Origin of the sequence: uncultured Mailhella sp. (genome assembly GCF_944324615.1) — a bacterium.
GTDB lineage: Bacteria > Desulfobacterota > Desulfovibrionia > Desulfovibrionales > Desulfovibrionaceae > Mailhella.
In genome coordinates this window covers 43,034-68,872 of record NZ_CALUWY010000006.1, presented here as the reverse complement: position 1 = coordinate 68,872, position 25,839 = coordinate 43,034, and the positions used below count along the sequence as shown (strand labels likewise).

Sequence of the window (25,839 nt, the reverse complement as noted above, 5' to 3'; positions counted from 1 at the left end):
CGGAAAAAGCGCTTTCCCGGCAGGGACATGGTCAGTACAGGCCGGGAACCCTGTCGTCAAACACCGGCATGGCCTGCCGCACACGGCGCACCAGGGCGCTGTCCACCTCGGCGCAGATCGTGCCGGGCGCTGTGCCCGCATGGGCCAGCACTTCCCCGTCGGGCGCAATGATCATGGAACAGCCCGCAAACGCCGTGCCTTCGGTGATGCCGCAGCGGTTGCAGGCCGCAATGTACATCTGATTTTCTATGGCCCGGGCACGGAGCAGCGTTTCCCAGTGTTCACGACGCACAAGCGGCCATTCGGCACTGACGAAAAGAAGTTCCGCCCCTTCCACGGCCAGCCGGCGGACAAGCTCACAGAAACGGATGTCGTAACAGATCACGGAGGCGCAGCGCATTCCCCCGAGGCTGAAGGAAAGCACGCTTTCCCCGGGCGCAAGGTACCTGTCCTCATCCATGAGCCGGAAAAGATGGATCTTGTCGTACCCGGCCGTGCAGACGCCCTCCCTGCTGATGACCTGGGCGCGGTTGTATATCCTGCCCTCCCGTTCCGAAAGCACGGAGCCTCCGGCAAAGGCCACCTGATACCGCGCGGCAAGTTCCCCCAGAAAGGCGGCATCGTCGCCGCCCATGGGAGAGGCAAGTTCCCCGGCTCTGTCCAGCGCATAGCCCGTGGACCAGAGCTCCGGCAGCACGATGACGTCGGGCGGAAACTCCGCCTCCATGGCTTCGGCCACCATACGCTGCACCCCGGCCCTGTTGGCCTTCCTGTCCCCCTTGATCACGTCCATCTGAACGGCGCATATTCTCATTTCCGCCACTCTCCCCTGAAATCCCGGCCGCTCCGCCCCATCACGGTGACACGACAGGCTCCGGGCCCCCTTATGCGGCAGGCTCTTCCGCCCGCGCAGGGAAAAATCCCGCCGGAACACTCAGTATCCCGGACTTCCCGCAGCCGCCATGCCTTCCAGCATGCGGAAGCTCTGCAGCCTGATGCGTTCATTGTGGTAATGCAGCGCGTCCCGCACTTCCTTCTTCCTGCGCCTGAGTATGCCCCGGGCAATGGCCTCATGAATATCTGCCACCATGCTTTTTTCGCAGTGATGACAATGGATGACCATGATGCCGAGGCGTATGGATTCCAGACAGAGCGGCTTCCAGAACAGGCCCAGCCTGGACTGTTCGTCGAGATACATGAGCGCGGTATGAAATTTCATGTCCAGAGCCATGTACTCCATGGCATGCGCTCCGGGAGCGACTCTTTTTGCCCTCATGCCGGCAATGATGTCCATGAGTGCCTCGCCCACGGGCGCATTGGCTCTGTTCTCGAAAATACGCTTCACGCCATCCGTTTCCAGAAGTTGCCGCACGTTCAGAAGCTCTTCCACATCCCTGCCGGAAACCGGCCGCACTTCCATGACGTTGCGCCGGAAGCTGTTCTGCAGCCAGCCCTCGTGAGTAAGCCGGAACAGAGCTTCGCGGACAGGCGTCCGGCTCATGTTCATCTGTTCCGCAAGGCTGCGTTCCTGAAGCGCCGTGCCCGGGGCAAGCTTGAAGGAAACGATGTTCTGGAGAATCTGCTCATAGGCAAGAGAGGAAAGTTTCGACTGCAGCATCGACACACCGTACCTTTCATATATATTGGAAGGTATACGATGTTTTTTCAAAAAATGTCAACGACATCCCTACAGTCAACGGCATATCTTCCCGGCCCCTTATGCATGAGAAACAGGACCGTTTTCCTCATGTTCCTCCGCAGAACATCAGGAGAATATTAAAAGTACATGCGCCATGCAACCTGTGTTTCTCTTTTTTCAAAAAGATGCGCACAGATGCACCTTCATGCGTGCCGAAAAGTACAGAACAGGCAGAAAAACAATGCCCTCCTTTTCATGATACGCACCGTATGCATAGGTGCGGCAATACAGAGGAAGGGCTTTTGCCTTTTTTGAAAACATGACATGTCGCAAACATTTTTTTTACAGAAAAAAAATGTCTCCGTCACAACGTATGCTCATTCCCCGTGCTCCGCTCCCGCTGCAGCTTCGCCATGCCCCGGAGCATCTTCCACCCCGTTTCCGGCCGCATTCTTGCAGCTCGAAAAAAAACGGCTTCCGGCAACATGTTTTCCGCCCCCGTGCGTACGCGCCTTTTCTCCACAGAACGCCGCCCCTTCGTCCCGGAAAACAGGAAGCTTTCTCTGACTATCCGCATCTGCCCTCACCATCCCGGAAAAATTTCCATGACAACGGATTCTCAAATGTAAATCAAATCGGCATTTCTCATGCATATCTTCTTCTATATCCGGAACAACAGATATGCAGTACAGCATTTCTCATGCAGTATTCCTCATGAAAACTTATCATACAGGCCATATTTTTTATCCGTAAACAATCCTTTGCCAAACTTCTGCCTGCGATATCACAGTGAAGGGAAAAGCACATGTTGACACTTGATCGATATTTGTGACAATAGATACATGGAAGTACTTATTCTTGTCATTCTCATTCTGTTGAACGGCATTTTCGCCATGTCGGAAATCGCCCTGGTTACCGCCCGCAAGGCACGGCTCACGCCCCGGGCGGCGGCGGGGGACAAGGCGGCGCAGGCCGCCATACGTCTGGGGGAAAACCCCACCCGTTTTCTTTCCACCATTCAAATCGGCATCACGTCCATAGGCCTGTTCAGCGGTATTGTGGGTGAATCCGCTCTGGCCGGGCCTCTGTCGGCATGGATGCAGGAGCATCTCGGCGTGCCTGCCACCACCTCGGGCATGATCGCCACCATTGCGGTGGTCGCCATGGTCACCTATCTCTCCATCGTGGTGGGTGAACTCGTGCCCAAGCGCCTCGGGCAGATCGCTCCGGAAAAAATGGCCTGTCTCGTGGCCCGGCCCATGACGGCGCTGGCACGGATAAGCCGCCCCTTCGTCGCCCTGCTCGCCTGGTCCACCGGCGCCCTGCTCCGGCTTCTCAAGGTAAACACCGAAGAGGGGCAGCCCGTCACGGAAGAAGAAATTCAGGCCATGATCGACGAAAGCTCGGAAGCCGGCGCCATAGAAAGCAAGCAGCGCGACATGCTCCGCAACATCTTCCGCCTCGATGACCGTCCGGCAAGTTCCATCATGACGCCCCGGGCCGACATCCGCTTCCTGGATACGCGCCTCAGCCCGCTGGAGAACCTTGATATCCTGAGCAGGCACGAACATTCCTGGCTGCCGGTATGTCACGGCGGCCTCGGGAATCTTGCGGGCGTCATCCGCACCAATCAGGCGCTGCTTCTGTGCACGGGCAGCATTCCCGAAGCCGAGGAATTTTCCCGCGCCCTCAGGGAACACTGCCGGCCGCCCGTGTTCGTGCCCGAAACGCTCACCAGTCTGGAAGTGCTGAAGCTGCTGCAGGAAAGGGGCGTGCACATCGCCTTCATAGTGGATGAATACGGCACCGTACAGGGCCTTGTCACCCCGAGGGACATTCTGGAGGTGCTGGCCGGGCAGATAGGCGCCTCACAGGAACATACCTGGGCCATACCGCGGGAAAACGGAAGCTGGCTCATGGACGGCAGCATTCCCATTCTGGAACTCAAGGACCGGCTCGGCCTGCAGGCCCTGCCCGCCGAGGACAAGGGTTATTACACCATCCTGAGCGGCATGTTCATGTACATGACCGGCCGCATTCCCTGCGAAGGCGACCATGTCATCTGGCAGGGCTGGCGCTTCGAGGTGGTGGACATGGACGGCAACATGATCGACAAGGTGCTGGTGGAGCGTCTGCCGGAAGAAACGCCGCAGGATGCGGAAAACTGATATTCCTGAAAAAAAAGGCCGGACCATGTCCGGCCTTTTCTGTTGCCTGCGGCAGGGTTCCGGCCCCGGTAACAAGCCGAAACCGTGAGTTTCCCGGGAGAGCCGCCCTTCCCGGGCACAAAAAGAAGCCGGCCGCTCTGTGGAGCGACAGAGCGGCCGGTATGGAAAGGGAATGGAGGAGAAAGGGGGGGTATGAAAATCTCTGGTTATCCAGGGGGTGACAACCTTCGACAGCTTCCTTGTACACCAGCGGCAGGGAAAGTCACGTTTCAAACTGTTGCCCTTCATGAAAGACTTTGCAAGGAAGGCGGACAGGGTGCACGCCGTCTTTTTCATCTTGCCCCGCTCTGCGTTTCGGGCATAAGATAAGGCTGCGCCGTATCACGCCGCCTTCAGGCGGCAAGGAGGAACCATGAAGAAAATCGGTATCATCCGTTGCCGGCAGACGGAAGAAATCTGCCCCGGCACCTCGGATTTCAAATGCGCGAAGGCCGGTACCCTGGCTTTTGAACCCTTCGGCCCCTGCGAGGTGGTGGGATTTGTCAGCTGCGGCGGCTGCCCCGGGAAAAACGCCGTGGCAAGGGCGAAAACCCTGGTGGCGCGCGGAGCGGAGGTGGTGTTCCTCGCCTCCTGCATCAGAAAGGGAAGCCCCATCGACATGCCCTGCCCCAACTACGCCGCCATGAAGGCCGCGGTGGAAAAGGCCCTCGGCGACGTTCCCCTCATCGACTGGACCCATTGAGGCCCGCACTTTTTTTGCATCATGATGCAGGAAAAGGCCGCATGATGCGGCAACGGCAGAGAAAAAGCCCGCCGGCGCAGGACGCCGACGGGCTTTTTCATGAATGTCTGCCGGACGAGGGAAGCTCCCCGCCCGAATGCCGTTTACGGCGTCACGCGCAGGTCATAGGCGTTTTCCAGCTTCAGGTATCTGCGGGCCGTCTCGCGCAGGGTTTCCGCGCTCACCGCCTTCATTTCCTCAAGCTTTTCCCTGCCGTATTCAAGGCCATGACCGTCCAGCACGTTGGAGGCTCCTTCCGCGGCGCGCATGGCGCGGCTCTGCCTTGCACGGTAATAGTCGGCCTCGGCCACGGCCTTGGCCCTTTCCAGCGTTTCCGCAGGCAGAAGGTTCTGCTGCAGGTCGCGGACAATGGCTTCAAAGGACGTGCGGGCCTTGTCCAGATTCTCGGGCGAGGCCACGATGCCGAAGGCGAGAAAGCCCGTATCCGGCCCGGACCAGTCCACGGGAAAGACGGAATACCCGAGGCTCTGCTTTTCCCGCAGTTCCTGATAAAGCTTGCCGGTGAAACCGCCCAGACATTCGGAAAGCAGGCGAAGCGCCGCCCTGTCGGAAGATTCGGTGCCCACCGTGGGGAAGAGCATGAGGTACACGGCCTGATTGCGGCCCGGCAGCGTCATGCTCAGGGTGCGTTCCTTGTTCCATGCAGGCGCCTCGCTCTTGAGCGCCTTCTGAGAAGGCGCAGGCAGGGAGGCGGCAAACTTCTCCACCTCTTCCCTGTTGAAGTCGCCCGCCACGGAAAGCACCCACGGCATCTGCTTCTGCCTGTTCCAGAACGCCTCCGTGTCCTTTGCCGTAAAGGTCGCAAGTCTGGCCGGATCGCCCTCGCTTCTGTGGGCATAGGCCCCCTTGCCGAAGAGGAAACGGCGCATGTTGCGGCCGAGCAGGCCCATGGCGTCCTGTTCGCTGCTCACGATACCCGCTATCTGTTCACGCTTCTGCCTTTCCACGTCTTCATCACGGAAGGCGGGCTTTTCCAGCACTTCCTTCATGAGGGCAAAGACTTCGGGCGCAAAGCGTGCGGGCGCGTCCATCTGCATGCTGAAGGAACGCATGCCGCTTCCGGCCGAAAGGCCGGAGGCCCTGTCGGAAAGGTAGACGTTGATGTCGTTCAGACTGCGCTTTTCCGTGCCCGTGGTCAGCACGGCCGCCGTAAGCGCGGCCAGACCTTCCTGTTCGTCGGCAGCGAGCAGTTCCCCGCCGGAGAAGCTCAGCGTGGCGGAAACATAGGGCAGGGAACGGTCGGGCAGAAGCACCAGCGTGCGGCCTTCGCCGAGATTCACGATTTCGCTCTTCAGGGCCTCGCCGGCCCTGTCGCCCTTCTCATCCTTTGCCACGGCCTTTCCCGCTTCGGGCCAGCCCTGCACAAGGGCGGCCTTTGCCGAAGCGTCATCAAGCGGAGCGGTCTTTCCCGCCTTCTCCGGCACAAGCGCGGCTATGGTCAGCCCCTCGGGACGCAGCCAGAGATCCAGCACCTGCTGGATGTCGTCGCGGCTCACGCCGCGCACGGCGGCAAGGTAGCGCTCCCCGCCGAGACTCGCGGGATCGTAGAAATATTCCGAACCCATGGTTTCCGCGATGCTGGCAATGTTCTCCAGTCCGCGCAGGTAATTGTCCTCAAGGTTGAGGCGGGCGCGGGCAAGCGCCTCGTCGCTGAAATCGGAAGCCTTCAGGGTTGCGAACGTTCTGCCCATGTCGCGCAGAAATTCCTCCACCTTGTCCGCGTCAAGCTGTGCGATGACGAAGAAGGTCCCCGCGCGCTCGAACGTCATGGCAGAGGCGTTCACGCTGTCCACCACGGGCTTTTCAATGCGGAAGCGCACGGGCAGAATCGCGGTGTCGTCACCGGCAAGAAGATGGGCCAGCACGTCGGCGGCGGGCAGAAGCTCATGCCGCATGCCCGGCAGAGGGAAGGAAAGGGAAAGGAAGGCCTTGTCCCAGGGCCCCTTCTCCACGTCCACCGTAAGGCCGTGCCGCAGCGTTTCCGGGTCAATGGAAGGTTCCATTCTGCGCACGTTGTGGTTGACGTAGGAGCCGAAAAGCAGCTTCGCCTCTTCCACCACGTCCCCGGCGCTGATATCGCCCGCCACGGAAAGCACCATGTCGCGCGGGTCGTAATGGCGCCGGATATAATCGCGCATCATGTCGGGCGTCACGCCGCGCAGGGCCTTTTCGTTGCCGATGACGGGCGATTCATAGGGCGTGCCTTTCAGGGTGTGGGCCAGAGCCTTCTGAAACAGCTTCGTCACGGGGTTGTCGCCGCGCTGCTTCTTTTCCGCAATGACCACCTCGCGTTCCGCGTCCAGATCCTCCTGCCTGAGCAGCGGATCGAAGGCCAGGTCACGCACGGCGGTCATGGCGTCCTTCCACTTTGCAGCGGGAAGATCGGTCAGGTAGGTGGTCATGTCATAGGAAGTATAGGCGTTCATGGAGCCGCCCGCGTTTTCCACACGCTTGTCCACGCCGGGGCCGCTGGTTTTGGAGCCCTTGAAGACCATGTGCTCCAGAAGATGGCTCATTCCGGCTTCCTCAGGCTTTTCCCATGCGGAACCGGCCTTCACGAAAAGGCGCACCGAAACCAGCGGGAAACGCCGGTCTTCCTTGATGAGCACGGTAAGGCCGTTTTCCAGGCGGAAGGTCTGGATGTCGGAAACGGCAAAGGCCGACCCCGAGCCGCCCACCGCCAGGCAGAACGACAGCGCCACTCCGGCGCAGAATCTGAGAAATTGCATGAAAACCTCTCACAATCACAAAATCAGGGGAGAGAACCGGAGCCACACGCTCCGGCAACACGGCGGAAACTCCGCCGCACGACATGACACACTCCGGCCGTCTCTGCTGCCTTTCCTCTGCATCTTCGGGCAGGCGGAAAATGGCCCGCACCCCGCAGCTTCCGCCGGAATCCGTTCCGGCATCCGTGAAGGCGGCGCAAAAGCCTGAACAGGATCATGCGCCTCGGAAAGGTTGCAGGCCGGGCGGCCGTTTCCCCTTACCTGTGGCACAGACTTTCTCTTTTCGCCATCATTTTTTCCCTCCTTTTTCGTGACAAAGTATTGCAGCGCAGGATAACGCCGCTCATCCGGCACAAAAAAAGGGCCGCCTCACAAGGAAGCGGCCCTTCAGAGATCAGAAGCGGACCTACACGCGCACGCCGAGGCTCTTCACCACGGAGGAAGCGATCTTTTCGCGTTCCTTATCCACTTCGCCGTCCTGCAGGGTGCGGTCGGCCTTGCGGAAGGTGAGGCGGCAGGTGATGTTGCGCTCCGCTCCGCCCGCAGGTTCGTACACATCCAGCAGTTCCACGTTTTCCATGAGGGAGGTCTTCACCCCGCGCACGGCGGACAGGATGGCATCCACATGCATGGTGCGCGGTGCGATGAAGGTGATGTCGCGGCGCACGGCAGGGTACACGGGCAGAGGATGGAACAGGGTATGCACGCCCTGAGAGGCCTCGCGCAGAAGATCGAGGTCGAGATCGGCGTACCACACGGCCTTGCGGGCCAGGTAGGCGTCGGCCATGGCGGGCTTGAGGCGGCCCATGACGCCGGCCACGGCTCCGCCTTCCATGATCACGCTCACGGCGGGAGCAAGATAGGGATGCTCCTGCTTCAGCGCATAGGAGGGCAGCGGCAGGTGCAGGAAGGTGAAGAGCTTTTCCACCATGCCCTTCAGGTCCACATAGTCCATGTCCTCATCGGCATGGGCCCAGGCTTCGTCGTAACGGGAACCGTAAAGGACCATGGCAAGGTGACGCACTTCCTTCACCGTGGTGTCGCTGGCAGGATCCTGACAGAAGGCTTCGGCCACTTCAAAGAGGCGGATGCCCGTTGCGCCCTGGGCGATGTTCTGGCGCACGTTCTGGAAAAGACCGGGAGCCAGCTCGGTACGCAGAACGTCCTGCTCCGCCGTGAGGGGGTTCAGGATGTTCACGCGGCCTTCGGCGGGCAGGCCCAGAAAATCCAGGTCCTTGTTGCCCACGAAGCTGTAGTTCACGGCTTCGTTCAGGCCGAATCCGGCGGCCCAGTGCTTCACGCGCATCATGAAGGCGTGACGGCCCTCGGGAGCGCCGAAGGAAGAGAGAGTCTGCGGAATGGAGGGCAGGGTTTCACCGAGATTGTCCACGCCCTTGAAAATGGCCACTTCCTCGATGAGGTCGGCTTCGCGGGTGAGGTCGTAGCGCCAGCCGGGCGTTTTCACGCTCCAGGTCTCGCCGTGGCTTCTGTCCACTTCACAGCCCAGCTTTTCCAGCGTTTCGGCACAGAAATCGTCCGTGAGCTCCACGCCGAGCAGATCTTCGGCGCGGCTTCTGCGGAAGTTCACCACCGGAGCCTGCCAGGGGCTGGGGGTCGCGCCGCACACGCCGCGGCACACTTCCGCTCCGGAAAGTTCGGCCATGAGCGCCGCCGCGCGGTCAAGGGCAAAGGACATGCCCGTGGGATCCACACCGCGCTCGAAACGGTAGGAGGCTTCGCTGTTCAGGCCGAGACGGCGCGCCGTCATGCGGATGGAACTCGGACGGAACACCGCGCATTCGAGGAACACGCTTTCGCTCTCATCGGTGATTTCGGTTTCCAGACCGCCCATGACGCCCGCCAGAGCCACGGGCTTTTCCGCATCGCAGATAAGGCCGTCACCGGCCTTGAGCAGGCGCTGCTGCCCGTCCAGGGTGGTGAGCTTCTCGCCGTCTTCCGCAGGACGCACGATGATGCGGCCGCCCGCAAGCTTGTTGTGGTCGAAGGCATGCAGGGGCTGACCCAGTTCCATGAGGATATAGTTGGTCACGTCCACGAGGTTGGAAATGGCACGCACACCCACGGCGTTCAGACGATAGCGCATCCAGGCGGGGGAAGGCTTCACCTTCGCGCCCTTCAGAATGCGGCCGAGGTAGGAGGGGCAGAGCCCGCCGTCCTTCACGTCCACGGGCACGGCGCCGCTCATGTCCTCGCCCTTCTCTTCCAGATGGAAGGAAGGCTTCGTCACGGGCAGGCCGAGATAGGCGCCCACCACGCGGGCGAAACCGTACACGGAAAGGCAGTCGGAACGGTTGGGCGTGATGCTGATGTCCAGCACTTCCTTGTCGAGATCGTAGGCATCGACGAACTTCTCGCCGGGCATGATCTTGCGGCCCGCCCTGTTTTCCTCGGGCAGGACAAGAATGCCGGAATGATCGTCCGCAAGGCCGAGCTCGCGCTCGGAGCAGATCATGCCGAACGAGGGCACGCCGCGCAGCTTGGCCTTCTTCATCACCAGTCCGCCGGGCAGCGTGGACCCTACGGGAGCCACCACCACAAGCTGACCTGCGGCCACGTTGGGCGCGCCGCACACGATGTTCAGAGGTTCGCCTGCGCCCACGTCCACCGTGCAGACATGGAGATGGTCGGAATCGGGATGCGCCTCGCAGGTGAGCACGCGGCCCGTGACCACGCCCTCAATTTCCGCATAGGGATGCACCACTTCTTCCAGTTCGAGGCCGAGCATGGTGAGCATCTCGCCCAGCTCTTCCGCCGTTCCCGTATAGGGGACAAATTCCTTCAGCCAATTGAAACTCAGCAGCATATGTATTTCTCCTCAGAGGTGAAAGACACGCATTCCGGGAGCGCCGAAAAGCGCCTCCCGCCCGCCTCCGGCCTCTGCAGCAGCAGGCCGGGTGCGGTGCGGAAAAAAGCCCGGAGGCCCTTTCCCGGCACGCCTTTCCTCTACGCAGGGAACTGATGGAGGAAGCGCACGTCGTTTTCAAAGTTCATGCGCAGGTCGGTAAGGCCGTACTTCAGCATGGCGATGCGTTCCACGCCGAGTCCGAAGGCAAAGCCGGAAACCTCGTCCGGATCGTAGCCGACGGAAGTGAACACGGCCGGGTCCACCATGCCGCTGCCGAGTATTTCAAGCCAGCCGGAGCCCTTGCACACGCGGCAGGGCTGTCCGTTCACATGACCGTGGCCGCCGCACTGGGTGCAGGACATGTCCACTTCCACGCTGGGCTCGGTGAAGGGGAAGAAGCTGGGGCGGAAGCGCACGCGCGTCTTTTCACCGAACACGGCGCGCACAAAGGCGGTAAGCGTGCCGCGAAGATCCGCCATGGTGACGTGCCTGTCCACAAGAAGACCCTCGATCTGATGGAACATGGGGGTGTGGGTCACGTCGGAGTCGCGGCGGTACACCTTGCCTGGGCCGATGATGGCAAGCGGAGGCTTGCGCTTCATCATGGTGCGCACCTGTACGCAGGAGGTGTGCGTGCGCAGAAGCACCTTGTCGGTGATGTACAGGGTGTCCTGCATGTCGCGGGCGGGGTGTTCGGGGGGCATGTTGAGCGCTTCAAAGCAGTTGAAGTCGGTTTCCACCTCGGGGCCGCCGGCGATTTCGTAGCCCATGTGCTGGAACACGGAGCAGACTTCCTGCATGGCCAGAGTGATGGGATGGAGCGAACCGGTCCACAGGCTGCGGCCGGGCAGACTCGGGTCGAAGCCGGCAAGGAAGGCGGCCTCCCTTTCCTCTTCCTGGCGCTTCAGGCGCTCTTCAAACATTTCCGTAAGGCGCTGCTTCACCGCGTTGGCAGCCTGCCCGAAGGCGGGACGTTCTTCCGGGGAAAGGTCGCGCATGTGCGACATGAGTTCGGCAAGCTGCCCCTTGCGACCGAGAAAGTCCACCCGGGCCGCCTCAAGTTCCGCTTCCGAGGTAATCCGGCTCAGACGTTCATCAAGCTTGCCGGCCAGTCCGTTCAGTTGTTCAAGGAAATCCATGGCAAGGCCTTGTGGCAGGCGGCGCTTCCGCGCTCCTGCGGGCTGAAATGAAAAAGGGGTGCAGAGCCAAGGCACTGCACCCCTTGCGGGGAAAAACTCCCCAGAAAGCTTCCCCGGGCATGAGCGGCCCGATGTCTGCGGGCCGCGCCCGAAAGGATCAGAACTTACGCCAGCTTGGACTTGGCAAGTTCGACGATGGCGGCAAAATCGGCCTTTTCGCGCACGGCGAGGTCGGCGAGCATCTTGCGGTTGATTTCCACACCGGCAAGCTTCAGGCCGTTGACCAGACGGGAATAGGACAGGCCGTTGATGCGGGCGCCGGCGTTGATGCGCTGGATCCACAGGCGGCGGAAGGCGCGCTTGCGGAGCTTGCGGCCTTCAAAGGCATAGTTCAGGGAACGCTCGACGGCTTCGCGGGCAATGCGGTACAGGCGGCTGCGGCCACCGCGGAAGCCCTTGGCCATATCCAGATATTTCTTGTGCCGGCGATGGGCAGCAAGACCTCTCTTCACACGCATGGAAAACCTCCACATTCAGTCCCGCGAGGCGGAGATCGAGCCAGCGGGAGTTGAGCCGCGACAGGGCGGCGAAATTCGAAAAGCTACGCGGCCTGCAAAAAGGCAGGACTCAGGCGTAGGGCATGAGGCGCTTGACGGCCTTCAGGTTCGCGCTGTCGACAAGGGCACCCTTGCCCAGACGGGCACGACGCTTGGCATCCTTCTTGGTGAGGATGTGGCGCAGGTTCTGGCGACGACGGCGGAACTTGCCGCTGCCGGTGGTGCTGAAGCGCTTGGCGGCAGAACGGCTGGTCTTGATCTTGGGCATAACCAACTCCTTGGTATTCGTGCCTTCCCGAAAACGGAAAGGACGATTTAGGCATCAGAAGGAACCGACTATGCAGCATTTTCGCATAATCTGCAAGCGAAAAAATACGGCAGAGGCGCGCAGAATGGCCTTTGCGAAAAAGCCGCCCCCGCTTCCCCGGCAGGGAAAGGCAGGTCTGCGGCTCTTTGCATACGGTTCCCGGGAAATTCACCGGCGCGGGCAAAAGCCCACTTCGCCCGCGCCGGATATGAGCTACTTCTTGGGAAGAGGAATGAGCAACATCTGGAGGGTGCGGCCTTCGGCGCTGGGAGCCTGTTCGACCTTGCCCACGTCGGCGGTATCCGCAATGATCTTGGTGAGAATGGACTCACCGCGATCCTTGTGCACGATCTCGCGGCCCCGGAAGAACACCGTGACCTTGCAGCGGTCGCCGTCGGCAAGGAAACGGCGGATATGGCGCAGCTTGGTTTCGTAGTCATGGTCGTCCGTCTTGGGACGAACCTTGATTTCCTTGATCTGCACCACCGTCTGGTTGCGCTTGGCTTCCTTCTTCTTCTGCTGCTGTTCGTACTTGAACTTGCCGAAGTCCATGATGCGGCACACCGGCGGTTCGGCGTTGGCAGCCACTTCCACCAGGTCATAACCGGACTCATGGGCCATGGCGATGGCGTCGGAACAGGGAAGAATGCCGATCTGTTCACCTTCCGGACCAATCACCCGTACTTCACGGGCACGAATCTGCTCGTTGCGGCGCACACCGTCCTGAGGCACGTCGCGACGAGGTCTCATGTTAGGCGAAGCTATAGCTCATACCTCCACGTTTGAACGGTTCCTCACTTTCCGTCCTGACCATGGCGATCACCTCTTCCACGGAGCGGAAGCCGATGTTCTCGCCGGAACGCAGGCGGACGCTGAAGCCGCCGTCGGCCACTTCCCTGTCGCCCACCACGAGGACATAGGGAATCTTGGCCATCTGGGCTTCCCTGATCTTGAAGCCCAGCTTCTCATTGCGCAGATCGGTTTCCACACGGAGACCGGCGGCGGCAAGGCGGCTCTTCATTTCCTTGACATAATCCATCTGGGAGTCGGTCACGTTGACGATGCGGGCCTGCACGGGAGCAAGCCAGGCAGGGAAGGCGCCGGCATAGTGCTCGGTAAGCACGCCGATGAAGCGTTCCAGAGAACCCAGAATGGCACGGTGCACCATGACGGGACGATGGCGTTCGCCATCCTGCCCGACATACACGAGATCGAAGCGCTCGGGCAGCGTGAAGTCCACCTGAATGGTGGAAAGCTGCCATTCACGGCCGATGGCGTCGGTGACTTTGATATCGATCTTGGGGCCGTAGAAGGCGCCGTCGCCTTCGTTGATCTGGTAGGGCTTGCCCTCCTTCTCCACGGCCTTGATGAGCGCGCTGGTGGCACGCTCCCACGCCTCGTCGGAACCGATGCTGTCCTCGGGGCGGGTCGAAATGAAAATACGGTACTTGAAGCCGAAAAGATCCATCAGGTCGGCGGAGAGGTGCATCACGTTGATGATTTCCTCTTCCAGCTGGTCGATGGCGCAGATGATGTGGGCATCATCCTGCGTGAACTGGCGCACGCGCAGAAGGCCGTGCAGCGTGCCGGACTTTTCGTGACGATGCACCACGCCGAGTTCAAACATGCGCACGGGCAGGTCGCGGTAGCTGTGCAGGGTTTCGCCGTACATGAGCATGTGGCCCACGCAGTTCATGGGCTTCACGCCGTGCACGTCGCCTTCGATTTCCGTGAAGTACATGTTTTCACGGTAATGATCGTAGTGGCCGGAACGTTCCCACAGTTCGCGGCGCAGAATCTGCGGACCGCGCACGAGTTCATAGCCGCGCTTCAGATGTTCGCGCACGAGGAAATCCTCAAGAATGGTGCGCAGCATCATGCCCTTGGGCAGCCAGAAGGACATGCCCGGGGCCACGTCTTCATGGAAGGAGAAGAGGCCGAGTTCCTTGCCCAGGCGGCGATGGTCGCGCCTCTTGGCTTCCTCGATGGCGGCAAGGTAGTCCTTCAGGGCCTTTTCATCCGGGAAGGCCGTGCCGTAAATACGGGAGAGCATGGGATTCTTTTCGTCGCCGCGCCAGTAGGCGCCCGCCACGGAAAGAAGCTTGAAGGCCTTCACCGCGCCGGTGGCGGGGATATGCGGGCCGCGGCACAGATCGAGGAAATCGCCGCAGCGGTACAGGGACACGGTGTCGGCGTCGATGCCTTCGATGATCTCCACCTTGTAGTTCTCGCCCTTGTCGCGGAAGAGCGCCACGGCGTCGGCCTTGTTCATGACCGAGCGTTCAAAGGGAACGTTCTCGGCGATGATGGCGCGCATCTGCTTTTCGATGGCTTCGAGGTCGTCGGGGGAGAAGGGACGCGGAGCGTCGAAATCGTAATAGAAACCGGAATCAATGGAGGGGCCGATGGTCACCTTCACACCGGGGAAGAGCTTCTGCACGGCGGCAGCCATGACATGAGAGGTGGAATGGCGCAGAAGCTGGAGGCCTTCGGGCTCCTCGGCCGTCACGGGCGCAAGTTCCAGCGCACCGGCGGGTACTTCAGCAGAAAGATCGAGCAGCTCTTCCGTGTCGGCAGTACGCACACGGCAGGCAAGAGCGGCTTTGAACCGTTTGCCGGAAAGAGCCTGCTTCAGCACCTCGGCGCACGAAACGCCGGCGGCGGCCTCAATCAACTTTCCTTCTACGGATATCTGCATGGAAAACTCCAAAATCCAAATGTGAAACAAAAAAAAGAAAGGGAGGCGCTGCCTCCCTTTCCGATGTTTTTTTGTGGTAGGCACGAGCAGACTTGAACTGCTGACCCCTTCCGTGTCAAGGAAGTGCTCTGCCACCTGAGCTACGCGCCTTTATTGTTCGGTGAGGAAAATTCTTATAGAGCTTTTTCCCCTTCGTCAAGCATTTTCTTCCCTGTTTTTTTATTTTCTCCCGCTTTTTCCCTTTTTTCCGGAAAAACGCCCCCGCACTCTGCGTCCCCGCTCCGGACATCGACTGCGCCGACGCTTTTTTTCCCGCACGCTCAGTCTCTGCCTTTTCCGGCGCATGTTGCGAAGCCTCCCTTCCTGTGCTACAGCGCAAAAAGCACTACATTCCTTATGATGGAGGCTTCTCATGTCCACCAAGGCCGCTGATTTTTCCCTCATTCTCAAACTGCTCGCCGGCATCGTCATCGGTTCGCTTGCGGGCACATACCTCGGTTCCCATACCGAAAGCCCGCTGCACTGCATCATGGATGCCGTGGTTTCGCTGCGCTATATCTTCGGGCAGATCATCTTCTTCCTTGTTCCCCTCGTCATCGTCGGCTTCATCACCCCGGCCATCGTGCGCCTCGGGCAGAACGCCAGCAGAATTCTCTTCACGGCCGTGGCCATCGCCTACCTTTCCTCCATCGGGGCGGCGTTCTTCTCCACCGTCGCGGGCTACACCATCATTCCCCATCTTTCCATAGCCACCTCGGCCGAAACGCTGCGTTCCCTGCCGAAAATCGTGTTCCAGCTCGACATTCCGCCGCTCTTCAGCGTCATGAGCGCTCTGGTGCTCGCCCTTCTCTTCGGTGTAGCCATCAGCTGGACGAAGTCGGAAAACATGGCCAGGCTCTTTTCCGAGCTTGAACGCGTCATGAGCGCCCTCGTCCTTCACGTCATGATTCCCATCCTGCCCTTCTTCGTGGGCATGTCCTTCCTCGGACTGGCCTATGAAGGCTCCCTCAGCCTTCACCTGCCCGTGTTCATCTCCATGGTGCTCATCGTCATCGTCGGCCACTTCATCTGGCTTTCCGTGCTGTACGGCATAGGCGGCCTGCTCTCCGGCCGCAATCCCTGGGAAGTGTTCCGCCACTACGCCCCCGCCTACCTCACCGCCGTGGGCACCATGTCCAGCGCGGCCACGCTGCCCGTGGCCCTGGAATGCGCCAGAAAATCCCGCGTGCTCAGCAGAAACCTTGTGGAATTCATGATTCCCCTGGGCTCCACCGTGCATCTGTGCGGTTCCGTGCTCACGGAAACCTTCTTCTGCATGACGCTGCACCTCATGCTCTACGGCACGCTTCCGAGCGTGGGCGTCATGATGCTCTTCTGCATGCTGCTCGGCATCTTCGCCGTGGGCGCTCCCGGCGTGCCCGGCGGCACCGTGGTGGCCTCCCTCGGCATCGTCACCGGCGTACTCGGCTTCGACCAGAACGGCGTGGCCCTGCTCATCGCCATCTTCGCCCTGCAGGACAGCTTCGGCACGGCCTGCAACATCACGGGCGACGGCGCCCTCACCCTCATGCTGGAGGGCATCTTCAACAGAAATGAACAGCTGGACACGCTCCAGCACAGCGGAGAAAACGCATGACTCAAGAGGAAAGAAAGCGCTTCATAAGCCTGCTGCAGCAGGAAGTGGTTCCGGCCCTGGGCTGCACGGAACCCATTGCCGTGGCGCTCGCCTCGGCAAAGGCCGCCGAAACCCTGGGCCGCAGACCCGAGAAGCTGGATGTGGCCGTCAGTGCCAATCTTCTTAAAAACGGCATGGGCGTCATGGTTCCCGGCACGGGCGAAATGGGCCTCGGCGTGGCGGCCGCAGCCGGAGCGCTGGGCGGCAAAAGCGCCCTCGGTCTGGAATGCCTGCGCGACATCGACGAGACCACGGCCGGCGACGCCCGCGACATGCTGGAAAAGAACGCGGTGAACCTGCACCTTGCAGACAACGACGAGCTGCTCTACTGCCTGGTCACGGCCTCTGCCGGAGACGAGAGCGCCGCCGCCGAACTGGCGGGCAGCCACGACAACATCACCCGCGTATGGCAGAACGGCTCGCTCATCTTTGAAAAGCCCCGCGCCGAAGCCGCCGGCGAAGCGGACAGCCCCTGGCCGCTCACCCTTGCGGGCATCTACGAATTCGCCACCACCTCCCCCATCGAGGAAATCAGCTTCATTCTGGAAGCCGCGCGCATGAACCGCCGCGTGGCGGAAGAAGGGCTGCGCCGTCAGTACGGCCTCGGCGTGGGCAAGATGATGGACACGCAGATACGCAAGCACATTCTTGCCGACGATCTGCCCACCTTTGCCACCAAGCTCACGGCGGCCGCCGCCGACGCGCGCATGGCCGGCGTGATGATGCCGGTGATGAGCAATTCCGGCAGCGGCAATCAGGGCATCACCTGCACCATGCCCGTGGTGGCCTGCGCCCTGCGCATGCAGTGCGACGATGAGAAGCTGGCCCGGGGGCTCATGATGAGCCACCTCACCTCCATTCACATCAAGCATCACCTGGGCCGCCTTTCGGCCCATTGCGGCGCCATGGTGGCGGGCACGGCCTCGGCCTGCGGCATAGCGCTGCTTCTCGGCGGCGGCCTCAAGGACATGGAACGCACGGTGCGCAACATGGTGGGCAACGTGTCCGGCATGATCTGCGACGGCGCCAAAAGCAGCTGCGCCCTCAAGGTCGCCACGGCCGTGGGTGCGGGCATTCAGGCCGTGCTTCTTGCCATGGCCGGCACCGAAGTGCCCGGCAACGAAGGTATTGTGGATGACGACATCGAAGCCTGCATCGCCAACCTCGGCCGCCTGGGTTCCACGGGCATGAAGGAGGCCGACAAGGTCATCCTCGACATCATGCTGCACAAGTCCTGACCGGTCCGCAGAGCTTTTCCAAGGCCCCGTGCCCCGCAGGGTACGGGGCCTTTTTTTCCGCCGCTCCGGCCGTACGCCGGAGCGGCCGCCTTTTTTCTGGACAAGGTCCGACCGCTTTTTTATTCTGAAAGGACTTTTTGCCTGTGCCCTGCACACAGGAAAAAACTTCTCTTCTTTTATCATACAAGGATATCTCTATGGGCATGACCGTAACACAGAAGATACTGGCCGCGCATGCGGGACTTGAAAGCGTTTCCGCAGGCCAGCTCATCGAAGCGAAGCTCGACGTGGTGATGGGCAACGACATCACCATTGCTCTGGCCGTTCCGGAATTCCGCAAGGCCGGGGCCGACAGAGTATTCGATAAGGACAAGGTCGTGGTGGTACTCGACCATTTCGCCCCGAACAAGGACATCAAGGCGGCCATGCAGTGCAAGGTATGCCGCGAATTTGCCCGAGAAAACGAGCTGACGCACTTCTTCGACGTGGGGCGCATGGGCATCGAACACGCCCTTCTGCCGGAACAGGGCATCGTGGCCCCGGGCGAAGTCATCATCGGCGGCGACTCGCACACCTGCACCTACGGCGCGCTGGGCGCCTTTTCCACGGGCGTGGGCAGCACCGACCTTGCCATGGGCATGGCCACGGGAGAAAACTGGTTCAAGGTTCCCTCGGCCATACGCTTCAATCTTACCGGCCGACCGGGCAGGTGGGTCTGCGGCAAGGATGTGATGCTGCACATCATCGGACTCATCGGCGTGGACGGCGCACTGTACCGCTCCATGGAATTTTCCGGCGACGGCGTGGCGCATCTTTCCATGGACGACCGCTTCTCCATGACCAACATGGCCATCGAAGCCGGCGCCAAAAACGCCACCTTCCCGGTGGACGACATCTGCCGCGCCTATCTCGACGCCCATTGCCGCAAAAGCTATACCGTGTATGAGGCCGACGACGACGCCGAATACGAAAAGACCATCGACATCGACCTTTCCGCCATACGTCCCACCGTGGCCTTCCCGCACCTGCCTTCCAACACCCGCAGCATCGACGAAGTGGGCGAAGTGCTCCTCGACCAGGTGTTCATCGGTTCCTGTACCAACGGCAGGATGGAGGACATGGCCATGGCCGCAAGCATCCTGAAGGGCCGGAAGATCAGCGACAGGGTGCGCGTCATCGTCATTCCCGCCACGCCTTCCATCTATATGGAGTGTATGGAGAAAGGCTACATCCGCACCTTCATGGAAGCCGGATGCGCGGTAAGCACGCCCACCTGCGGCGCCTGCCTCGGCGGGCACATGGGCATTCTCGCCGCCGGGGAAAAGTGCCTCTCCACCACCAACCGCAACTTCGTGGGCCGCATGGGGCATGTGGATTCTGAAGTCTACCTGTGCAGCCCGGCCGTGGCCGCCGCATCGGCCGTCGCGGGGCGCATCGTCAGCCCCGAAGCAATCATGGACAAGGAAGGTAACGACTGATGCAGAACGCGCACGGCAAAGCCTTTGTTTTCGGCGACGACGTCAACACCGACGTCATCCTTCCCGGCAAGTACCTCAATGTGACCGACCCGAAGGAGCTGGCCTCCCACTGCATGGAATCGGAAGATCCCGATTTCGTGAAAAAGGCCCGCCCCGGCGACATCATGGTGGCGCACAAGAACTTCGGCTGCGGCTCCTCGCGCGAGCACGCGCCTTTGTCCATCAAGTACCTCGGCATTTCCTGCGTCATCGCCTCCACCTTCGCCCGCATCTTCTTCCGCAACGCCCTGAACATAGGCCTGCCCATTCTGGAATGCGACGAAGCGGCGAAGAACATCCGTGAAGGCGACACGGTGAGCGTGGACTTCACAACCGGCGTCATCACCAACGAAACCACGGGCAGGACCTTTCAGGCCGAACCCTTCCCGCCCTTCATGCAGAACCTTATCGCCTGCGGCGGTCTGGTGAACTACTCGAAGGACAAGATAGAAAAACTCCGCGCCGCGCGCTGAGCGCTCGGCACAGGCATCCTCCGGCGGGGCGTACCGCGCTCCGCCGGGCTTTTTCGTAAAAAAGAGCCGCCTTTCCGCGCTCTTTCCCCTTTCAGCCCATAAGGACGGTACTATGGCAACCTATCGCATCGCGGTCATCCCCGGCGACGGCATCGGCCCGGAAATCGTGGACGAGGCCCTCAAGGTTCTGGAAAAGGTCGGGCAGAAGTTCGGCCACGAATTTGTCTTCACCCATCTGCTCATGGGCGGCGCCGCCTACGACGCCGTGGGCACCTGCTTCCCTGAAAGCACGGTGGACACCTGCAAGAAGAACGACGCCGTGCTTCTCGGCGCGGTGGGCGGCCCCAAGTGGGACAACCTGCCCGGCGCCGAACGCCCCGAGAAGGCCCTGCTCAAGATCCGCGAAGGCCTCGGCCTGTACGCCAACCTGCGCCCGGCCATCATGCACAAGGCGCTGAGCAATGCCTGCCCCATCAAGCGCGAGAACATCGGCGACAGCATGGATCTGCTCATCGTGCGCGAACTCACCGGCGGCATCTACTTCGGCGAGCACGGCTGGAGAGAAGGAAAATACGGCCAGGAAGCCTATGATGTGGAACGCTACAGCGAAATGGAAATCCGCCGCATCGCCAAGGTGGCCTTCAACGCGGCCATGGCCCGCAGAAAGAACCTCGTGAGCGTGGACAAATCCAACGTGCTGGAAACCTCCCGCCTGTGGAGACGCGTGGTCAACGAAATGAGCGCCGATTATCCGGAAGTGACCGTTTCCCACATGTATGTGGACAACGCTGCCATGCAGCTCGTGTACCGCCCGGGTCAGTTCGACGTGCTGCTCACCTCCAATATGTTCGGCGACATCCTTTCCGATGAAGCCAGCATGATCACCGGCTCCCTCGGCATGCTGCCCTCCGCGAGCCTTGCCGACGGCTCCTTCGGCCTCTATGAGCCGAGCCACGGCTCCGCGCCCGACATCGCCGGCAGGAACATCGCCAACCCCATCGCCACCATCATGTCCGTTTCCATGATGCTGCGCTACAGCTTCGGTCTGGAGCAGGAAGCCGCCGCCATCGACAACGCCGTGACGCAGGTGCTTGAGGCGGGCATCCGTACTTCGGACATTGCGGAAGAAGGCGTCACGCCCGTGTCCACCACGGCCATGGGCAAGGCCATCTGCGACAGAATCTGAGCCTGAACACAACCCTGCCCTTCTAGAAAAAACGCCGCCGGTGCCATGCTCCGGCGGCGTTCTTTTAACACCGGGCAGATCTTCCCCTGCTCCGTACTCCCCGGCACGCCGAAAACGCGCCTTCAGGCCATGGCGAAAAAAAACGGGCCTTGCGGCCCGTCTTCCGTCATACCTTCTCTTCCCACGGGGAAAGCGTCCCCTGAAGCGTTCTGTTCAGCGTTTCGTACACGGTGCGCACGGGAATATCCCTCACATCGTCGTTCACCTCGGAAACGGCGGAAAAATTCAGCGGCCCGCGCGGCGTCCAGAGCGTTTCCGACCAGGGATAGGTGATGGAAACGGTGGGAACCTTCATGGCTCCGGCCAGATGCTGCGGCGACGAGGTGCAGGTGACGAAGGCGTCGCAGGTCTTCAGAAAGGCCGCGGTGTACTGGAGCGACTTTTTGCCGATGAAGCGGTGCAGTCTCGGGTGTTCCATGTCCCGGTAGGCCTCCAGAAGGGGCACGTCGCTTTCCCCGGCAACGATCCACACATCAAGATCCGCGTTCTTCTCCAGCAGCACCCGCGTGAGTTCCACGAATTTTTCAATGGGCCAGCGCAGGCCCGTCTTCTTGATGTTGCCGATGAATATGCCCACACGCCTGAGTCCGGGCACGGGCGGGAAACTTTCGCGCACGGCCTTTTCCACCTCTTCCGGCAGGGAAAAACGAATGCTTATGTCGGGGTGTTCGTCATGAGGCAGGGAAAATTCCGCCTCCAGCTCCCGGAGCATGACGGCGGAATAATGGGTGCCGTCCGACTCCGAACCGCTCCACGGCGCAAGGCGGCCCTTGTTGAGCGCGCCCTTTCTGTCGCCGCGCGCAAGAAAGGAAAGAATGCGCAGCGTGCGCGACCTGTCGTTGAAGCTCACCACCATATCGTGCCTTTCCCTGAGGTGCGGCAGAAGGGTGAACAGGCAGCGCAGGTGCTTCTTGTCGTACACGAACACATGATCGACATCGGGGTTGCCTTCCAGCGCCACGGCACCCAGAGGGCTTGCGATCACGTCAAGAACCGCGTCGGGGTACAGGACGCGGAGCCGGTGCAGCACCGGGGTGCTCACCAGCATGTCGCCGATGCGGTCGCTTCTGAGGCAGAGTATATGAAACTTCTTCACGAAAAGCCCTCCTTGCTCATGGTGCAGCGGCCCCGGGGAAAGCACATCCGCCCTCTCACGAAGCCGGTATGACCCGCAGCCCATGCAAAAGTCTGCAACGGGCGAAGCATAGCCCATATTTTCCCGGCAGACAACGCGGGGAACCCGGCCTCCTGCAGGCCCTTTATGCCCGGACGGGGCGAAAGGATGCCCTCTTCGTCCATCCAGGCTCCCGGGCCGCCCTCCGCTCTTGCCAAGACAGGACAAAAGCTTATCGTATATTCCAAGGCCGCAGCGCCATTTTCTGCAAAAAGAGGATACCATGCCATCACAGTGTGAAGACGCGCCCAAACCGAATCTTCAGGTTGCCGCCAGAGTGGAAGAACTTCTCCGGGAACAGCTGGAGGAGCGGGGTATCAATCCCCGTACTCTGCCTCCGGAAGACATCGCCGCCAACATGAAGTGCTACATCGCGCCCGACAACAGCATGACGTATCACTGGAAGGACGAACCCATCCTGTACGTCACCCCGGAAAGACGCGAAAAAGACGGAGAACGTTCCGTGTACTGGCACATGTTCACCAGGGACGACATGCCCCCTTCCTCCGACCCATCCTGAGGTACGCCATGAACATTCTCGACACCATAGGGCATACGCCGCTCATTTTTCTGGACAAGGTTTCGGCATCTCTTCCCGCGAAGATCCATGTGAAATACGAAGCCCGCAACCCCGGCGGTTCCATCAAGGACAGGGCGGCGGCGGGCTACCTTCGCGCAGCGCTTGCATCGGGCGCTCTTGCCGGCGGCGGAACCGTGGTGGAGGCCACGAGCGGCAACCTCGGCATAGGGCTTGCCGTGGCCTGCCGGAAGCTTGATCTCAGGCTCATTCTTACCATGCCCGCCTCGGCAAGCCGGGAACGTGTGGCCCTGCTGCGCGGTCTTGGCGCGACGGTCGTGCTCACGCCTGCGGAACTGGGCATGCAGGGTTCGCAGGACAAGGTGGATGAGCTGCTCGCCTCCCTGCCCGGCGCCTACCGCCCCGATCAGTTCAGCAATCCCGTGGGGCCGCGCGTCCATTACGAGACCACGGGCGTGGAAATTCTTGAAGACTGCCGGAAGGAAGGCTTTGCTCCCGCCGCCTTCACGGCCGGGGTGGGCTCCGGCGCAACCCTGATGGGCGTGAGCCGCAGACTCAGGGAGGCCGATCCCTCCGTGTTCTGCGCCGCCGTGGAACCTGCCGAATCGCCGGTGCTCTCCAAAGGACGCAGCGGCGCCCACGGCATACAGGGCATAGGCGCCAACTTCGTGCCCGCCGTATTCGACCGCTCCCTTGTCGACGAGATTCTCACCGTGAGCACGGAAGAAGCCATGGAAACGGCCCGCATGCTCATGACGGAAGAATCACTGAGCTGCGGCATCAGCACCGGCGCCAACGTGCGCGCCGCCATGAATCTCGCCCTGCGCCCGGAATTTGCGGGCAAACACATCGTCACCATAGCGCCGGACACCGGAGAACGCTATCTTTCCACTCCCCTTTTTCCCAAGGACTGAGCGCCCATGACTTCCTGCTGCCCCACGCCCGACAAAGAAATCACCCTTTCCCGCATGCACGACCTCGATGAGGTGACGGATGCCCTGTGCCGCCCGGAATCCCTTTCTTCCGTGCTGAACGCCAAGGACTGTTCCACTCCTCTGCCCTCCTATGACGCGCTGAAGGAAATGATGGAACGCCTGAAGGCGGTGCTTTTCCCCGGCTATTTCGGCCCCTCTCAGGTGCACCGCGAATCGTTGCGCTATCACCTCGCCGCAAACCTCGACTCCATCTTCCGCCTGCTCAGTGAACAGATACGGCGCGGCGGCTGCTTTGCCTGCGCCGACTATGCCAACGACTGCCGGGGCTGCGACGTGGCCTCCCGGGAAATGGCCATGAAGTTCATGCGGCGCATCCCGGCCATCCGCGACATGCTCGCGGAGGACGCCCGCGCGGCCTATGAGGGCGACCCTGCGGCCACGAGTCCGGGAGAAACCGTGTTCTGCTATCCCTCCATGCTCACCATGATCCACCACCGCATCGCCCATGAGCTCTATGCCCTGAAGGTGCCCATCATCCCGCGCATCATCGGGGAAATGGCCCATTCCCGCACCGGCATCGACATTCACCCCGGCGCGCAGATAGGCGAAAACTTCTTCATCGACCACGGCACCGGCGTGGTCATCGGCGAAACCTGCATCATCGGCAAGGGCTGCCGCCTGTATCAGGGCGTGACCCTCGGCGCGCTTTCCTTCTCCAAGAATGCCGACGGCACGCTGGTCAAGGGCATTCCCCGTCACCCCATTCTGGAAGATAATGTCACGGTATACGCCGGGGCCTCCATTCTCGGCCGCATCACCATAGGCAAGGGTTCCGTCATCGGCGGCAACGTGTGGCTCACCCACAGCGTGCCCGCAGGAAGCCGCATCGTGCAGAGCGGTGCAAAGGCCAGAACAGGCGAAACCCTCACGGGCAGAAGCGACAAGGCATAACGCCGTACCGGCACAACGACAGAGGAAGCTCCTTCGGGAGCTTCCTTTTTTTCTGCCACGCTCCCGTCATATTCTTCGGGCATAACGGAGGAAAGACCTGCAGAGCGCGCCCTCTCCCCGTGCGGGGGAAAAGGGGCCGTCCTTTCCGAAAAAAGATCAGAACGCAAAGGAAGCACGATGACCACAGGCACTTTTTCCCGCGTCGCCGTAGCCGGCGGCGGAAGCTGGGGCACGGCGCTGGCCCATGTACTGGCCGTGGCCGGGCACGACACCACCCTTGTTCTGCGCGACGAAAACGTGGCCCTCGCCATCAACGAACGCCATGAGAACCCGCGCTATCTTCCCGGGAAAAAAGTGCATGCGGCCGTAAGAGCAACGACGGATATCTCGGCGCTCAGCCGCTGCGGCACGCTCGTTCTTGCCGTGCCCTGCCAGCATCAGCGCACCTGGATCAGGAGCGTGAAGGCCTATCTTCCCGAAGACATCACCGTGGTGAACGCCTCCAAGGGGCTGGAAAACGGCACCTGTCTGCCCATGAGCCGGGTGCTGGAAGAGGAACTGCCCCTTCCTGCATCGCACTATGCCGTGATTTCCGGGCCGTCCTTTGCCGCGGAAGTCATGGACGGTCAGCCCACCGCCGTGGTGCTGGGCTGCCGGGACGAGGACAGGGGAAGCAGGCTCCGGGCGCTTTTTTCCACGCCCTTCTTCCGCTGCTATTCCAGCACCGACGTCACGGGTGTGGAAATGGGCGGAGCGCTCAAGAACGTCATGGCCATTGCCGCCGGGGTCTGCACGGGGCTGGGCTTTTCCTCCAATGCAGGCGCGGCGCTCATCACCCGCGGGCTTGCGGAACTCAGCCGTCTGGGCGCGGCCATGGGAGCGACGCCCCTCACCTTCATGGGACTTTCCGGTCTGGGAGATCTGGTGCTCACCTGTACGGGCCGCCTTTCCCGCAACCGTCAGGTGGGCGAACGCCTGGGCCGCGGGGAAAGGCTGGAAGACATCGTCGCCTCCCTGGGCATGGTGGCCGAGGGCGTGAAGACGGCGGGCGCGGCAAGGGAACTTGCCGCCGGATTCCGCATCAGCGCCCCCGTGACCGAGGCGGTATGCCGCATCCTGCACGAAGGAGCCTCGCCGAAGGACGCCGTGCGGGAACTCATGGAACGCCCCCTCAGGGAAGAATAATC

Annotated in this window: 21 protein-coding genes and 1 tRNA gene; 11 read left to right on the top strand and 11 right to left on the bottom strand. The window is 61.3% G+C overall.

The features are described from left to right. Window positions 1-31: 31 nt before the first annotated feature. Both Q0K07_RS02930 and Q0K07_RS02925 read right to left on the bottom strand, forming a co-directional pair. Window positions 32-814, bottom strand: a complete 783-nt coding sequence (locus tag Q0K07_RS02930) for a carbon-nitrogen family hydrolase (protein ID WP_294556213.1) — start codon at window positions 812-814, stop codon at window positions 32-34. 120 nt (window positions 815-934) lie between these two features. Then, window positions 935-1,618 (bottom strand): GntR family transcriptional regulator, encoded by a 684-nt coding sequence (locus Q0K07_RS02925; protein ID WP_294556165.1) that lies wholly within the window; start codon window positions 1,616-1,618, stop codon window positions 935-937. A gap of 863 nt (window positions 1,619-2,481) precedes the next feature. On the opposite strand from Q0K07_RS02925, the gene Q0K07_RS02920 reads away from it, so the two are divergent. Further along, on the top strand, window positions 2,482-3,807 hold the full coding sequence (locus tag Q0K07_RS02920) for a hemolysin family protein (RefSeq protein WP_294556163.1): 1,326 nt from the start codon (window positions 2,482-2,484) through the stop codon (window positions 3,805-3,807). Window positions 3,808-4,219: 412 nt separating this feature from the next. Beyond that, a complete protein-coding gene (locus tag Q0K07_RS02915) occupies window positions 4,220-4,549 on the top strand; it encodes a CGGC domain-containing protein (RefSeq protein WP_294556161.1) in 330 nt (109 codons plus the stop codon). A 143-nt stretch (window positions 4,550-4,692) separates the two neighbouring features. Here Q0K07_RS02915 and Q0K07_RS02910 read toward each other — a convergent pair whose 3' ends face one another. From Q0K07_RS02910 to Q0K07_RS02875, 8 genes are all read right to left on the bottom strand, one after another. Further along, entirely contained in the window at window positions 4,693-7,338 is a 2,646-nt protein-coding gene (locus Q0K07_RS02910; RefSeq protein ID WP_294556159.1) for a pitrilysin family protein, read from the bottom strand. Window positions 7,339-7,744: 406 nt separating this feature from the next. After that, window positions 7,745-10,162, bottom strand: a complete 2,418-nt coding sequence (gene pheT, locus Q0K07_RS02905) for a phenylalanine--tRNA ligase subunit beta (protein WP_294556157.1) — start codon at window positions 10,160-10,162, stop codon at window positions 7,745-7,747. 140 nt (window positions 10,163-10,302) lie between these two features. After that, window positions 10,303-11,343, bottom strand: coding sequence for a phenylalanine--tRNA ligase subunit alpha (gene pheS / locus Q0K07_RS02900; protein ID WP_294556155.1), 1,041 nt, complete (start codon window positions 11,341-11,343; stop codon window positions 10,303-10,305). 164 nt (window positions 11,344-11,507) lie between these two features. Next, window positions 11,508-11,861: a 50S ribosomal protein L20 gene (rplT, locus tag Q0K07_RS02895; RefSeq protein ID WP_294445933.1), complete on the bottom strand. Its 354-nt coding sequence runs from the start codon at window positions 11,859-11,861 to the stop codon at window positions 11,508-11,510. A gap of 109 nt (window positions 11,862-11,970) precedes the next feature. After that, complete coding sequence (gene rpmI, locus Q0K07_RS02890; RefSeq protein WP_077071977.1) at window positions 11,971-12,168, bottom strand: 50S ribosomal protein L35; 198 nt, start codon at window positions 12,166-12,168, stop codon at window positions 11,971-11,973. 252 nt (window positions 12,169-12,420) lie between these two features. Continuing rightward, window positions 12,421-12,957, bottom strand: coding sequence for a translation initiation factor IF-3 (gene infC, locus Q0K07_RS02885; protein WP_294556152.1), 537 nt, complete (start codon window positions 12,955-12,957; stop codon window positions 12,421-12,423). Between the two features lies 1 nt (window position 12,958). Next, window positions 12,959-14,905: a threonine--tRNA ligase gene (thrS, locus tag Q0K07_RS02880; protein ID WP_294556148.1), complete on the bottom strand. Its 1,947-nt coding sequence runs from the start codon at window positions 14,903-14,905 to the stop codon at window positions 12,959-12,961. 74 nt (window positions 14,906-14,979) lie between these two features. Then, window positions 14,980-15,055, bottom strand: a tRNA-Val gene (locus Q0K07_RS02875). Between the two features lie 262 nt (window positions 15,056-15,317). On the opposite strand from Q0K07_RS02875, the gene Q0K07_RS02870 reads away from it, so the two are divergent. The 5 genes from Q0K07_RS02870 (at window position 15,318) to leuB (ending at window position 20,994) form a co-directional block, all read left to right on the top strand. After that, the gene (locus Q0K07_RS02870) at window positions 15,318-16,541 is read left to right on the top strand and encodes a dicarboxylate/amino acid:cation symporter (protein ID WP_294556144.1); all 1,224 of its coding nucleotides are present in this window, start codon (window positions 15,318-15,320) and stop codon (window positions 16,539-16,541) included. Then, complete coding sequence (locus tag Q0K07_RS02865; RefSeq protein WP_294556142.1) at window positions 16,538-17,818, top strand: serine dehydratase subunit alpha family protein; 1,281 nt, start codon at window positions 16,538-16,540, stop codon at window positions 17,816-17,818. The genes Q0K07_RS02870 and Q0K07_RS02865 overlap by 4 nt, the downstream gene beginning before the upstream one ends. Window positions 17,819-18,015: 197 nt before the next feature. Beyond that, window positions 18,016-19,296, top strand: coding sequence for a 3-isopropylmalate dehydratase large subunit (gene leuC / locus Q0K07_RS02860; RefSeq protein WP_294556139.1), 1,281 nt, complete (start codon window positions 18,016-18,018; stop codon window positions 19,294-19,296). Next, on the top strand, window positions 19,296-19,808 hold the full coding sequence (locus Q0K07_RS02855; RefSeq protein ID WP_294556136.1) for a 3-isopropylmalate dehydratase small subunit: 513 nt from the start codon (window positions 19,296-19,298) through the stop codon (window positions 19,806-19,808). Before leuC ends, Q0K07_RS02855 begins: the two co-directional genes overlap by 1 nt. 112 nt (window positions 19,809-19,920) lie before the next feature. Beyond that, a complete protein-coding gene (gene leuB / locus Q0K07_RS02850) occupies window positions 19,921-20,994 on the top strand; it encodes a 3-isopropylmalate dehydrogenase (RefSeq protein WP_294556133.1) in 1,074 nt (357 codons plus the stop codon). Window positions 20,995-21,160: 166 nt separating this feature from the next. On the opposite strand, the gene Q0K07_RS02845 is transcribed toward leuB, so the two are convergent. Then, entirely contained in the window at window positions 21,161-22,150 is a 990-nt protein-coding gene (locus Q0K07_RS02845; RefSeq protein WP_294556130.1) for a glycosyltransferase family 9 protein, read from the bottom strand. 301 nt (window positions 22,151-22,451) lie between these two features. Here Q0K07_RS02845 and Q0K07_RS02840 point away from each other — a divergent pair, with 301 nt between their 5' ends. The 4 genes from Q0K07_RS02840 (at window position 22,452) to Q0K07_RS02825 (ending at window position 25,837) form a co-directional block, all read left to right on the top strand. After that, window positions 22,452-22,748: a hypothetical protein gene (locus Q0K07_RS02840; RefSeq protein WP_294556127.1), complete on the top strand. Its 297-nt coding sequence runs from the start codon at window positions 22,452-22,454 to the stop codon at window positions 22,746-22,748. Window positions 22,749-22,756: 8 nt separating this feature from the next. Next, the gene (locus Q0K07_RS02835) at window positions 22,757-23,680 is read left to right on the top strand and encodes a PLP-dependent cysteine synthase family protein (RefSeq protein WP_294556124.1); all 924 of its coding nucleotides are present in this window, start codon (window positions 22,757-22,759) and stop codon (window positions 23,678-23,680) included. 6 nt (window positions 23,681-23,686) lie between these two features. Beyond that, window positions 23,687-24,652: a serine O-acetyltransferase EpsC gene (epsC, locus tag Q0K07_RS02830; protein WP_294556122.1), complete on the top strand. Its 966-nt coding sequence runs from the start codon at window positions 23,687-23,689 to the stop codon at window positions 24,650-24,652. Window positions 24,653-24,829: 177 nt separating this feature from the next. Continuing rightward, window positions 24,830-25,837, top strand: a complete 1,008-nt coding sequence (locus Q0K07_RS02825; RefSeq protein WP_294556119.1) for an NAD(P)H-dependent glycerol-3-phosphate dehydrogenase — start codon at window positions 24,830-24,832, stop codon at window positions 25,835-25,837. Window positions 25,838-25,839 lie beyond the last annotated feature (2 nt).

Coding starts and splice junctions, on each gene's coding strand:
- Q0K07_RS02930 (WP_294556213.1), bottom strand. CDS start 814: ATGAGAATATGCGCCGTTCAGATGGACGTGATCAAGGGGGACAGGAAG.
- Q0K07_RS02925 (WP_294556165.1), bottom strand. CDS start 1,618: ATGCTGCAGTCGAAACTTTCCTCTCTTGCCTATGAGCAGATTCTCCAG.
- Q0K07_RS02920 (WP_294556163.1), top strand. CDS start 2,482: ATGGAAGTACTTATTCTTGTCATTCTCATTCTGTTGAACGGCATTTTC.
- Q0K07_RS02915 (WP_294556161.1), top strand. CDS start 4,220: ATGAAGAAAATCGGTATCATCCGTTGCCGGCAGACGGAAGAAATCTGC.
- Q0K07_RS02910 (WP_294556159.1), bottom strand. CDS start 7,338: ATGCAATTTCTCAGATTCTGCGCCGGAGTGGCGCTGTCGTTCTGCCTG.
- pheT (WP_294556157.1), bottom strand. CDS start 10,162: ATGCTGCTGAGTTTCAATTGGCTGAAGGAATTTGTCCCCTATACGGGA.
- pheS (WP_294556155.1), bottom strand. CDS start 11,343: ATGGATTTCCTTGAACAACTGAACGGACTGGCCGGCAAGCTTGATGAA.
- rplT (WP_294445933.1), bottom strand. CDS start 11,861: ATGCGTGTGAAGAGAGGTCTTGCTGCCCATCGCCGGCACAAGAAATAT.
- rpmI (WP_077071977.1), bottom strand. CDS start 12,168: ATGCCCAAGATCAAGACCAGCCGTTCTGCCGCCAAGCGCTTCAGCACC.
- infC (WP_294556152.1), bottom strand. CDS start 12,957: ATGAGACCTCGTCGCGACGTGCCTCAGGACGGTGTGCGCCGCAACGAG.
- thrS (WP_294556148.1), bottom strand. CDS start 14,905: ATGCAGATATCCGTAGAAGGAAAGTTGATTGAGGCCGCCGCCGGCGTT.
- Q0K07_RS02870 (WP_294556144.1), top strand. CDS start 15,318: ATGTCCACCAAGGCCGCTGATTTTTCCCTCATTCTCAAACTGCTCGCC.
- Q0K07_RS02865 (WP_294556142.1), top strand. CDS start 16,538: ATGACTCAAGAGGAAAGAAAGCGCTTCATAAGCCTGCTGCAGCAGGAA.
- leuC (WP_294556139.1), top strand. CDS start 18,016: ATGGGCATGACCGTAACACAGAAGATACTGGCCGCGCATGCGGGACTT.
- Q0K07_RS02855 (WP_294556136.1), top strand. CDS start 19,296: ATGCAGAACGCGCACGGCAAAGCCTTTGTTTTCGGCGACGACGTCAAC.
- leuB (WP_294556133.1), top strand. CDS start 19,921: ATGGCAACCTATCGCATCGCGGTCATCCCCGGCGACGGCATCGGCCCG.
- Q0K07_RS02840 (WP_294556127.1), top strand. CDS start 22,452: ATGCCATCACAGTGTGAAGACGCGCCCAAACCGAATCTTCAGGTTGCC.
- Q0K07_RS02835 (WP_294556124.1), top strand. CDS start 22,757: ATGAACATTCTCGACACCATAGGGCATACGCCGCTCATTTTTCTGGAC.
- epsC (WP_294556122.1), top strand. CDS start 23,687: ATGACTTCCTGCTGCCCCACGCCCGACAAAGAAATCACCCTTTCCCGC.
- Q0K07_RS02825 (WP_294556119.1), top strand. CDS start 24,830: ATGACCACAGGCACTTTTTCCCGCGTCGCCGTAGCCGGCGGCGGAAGC.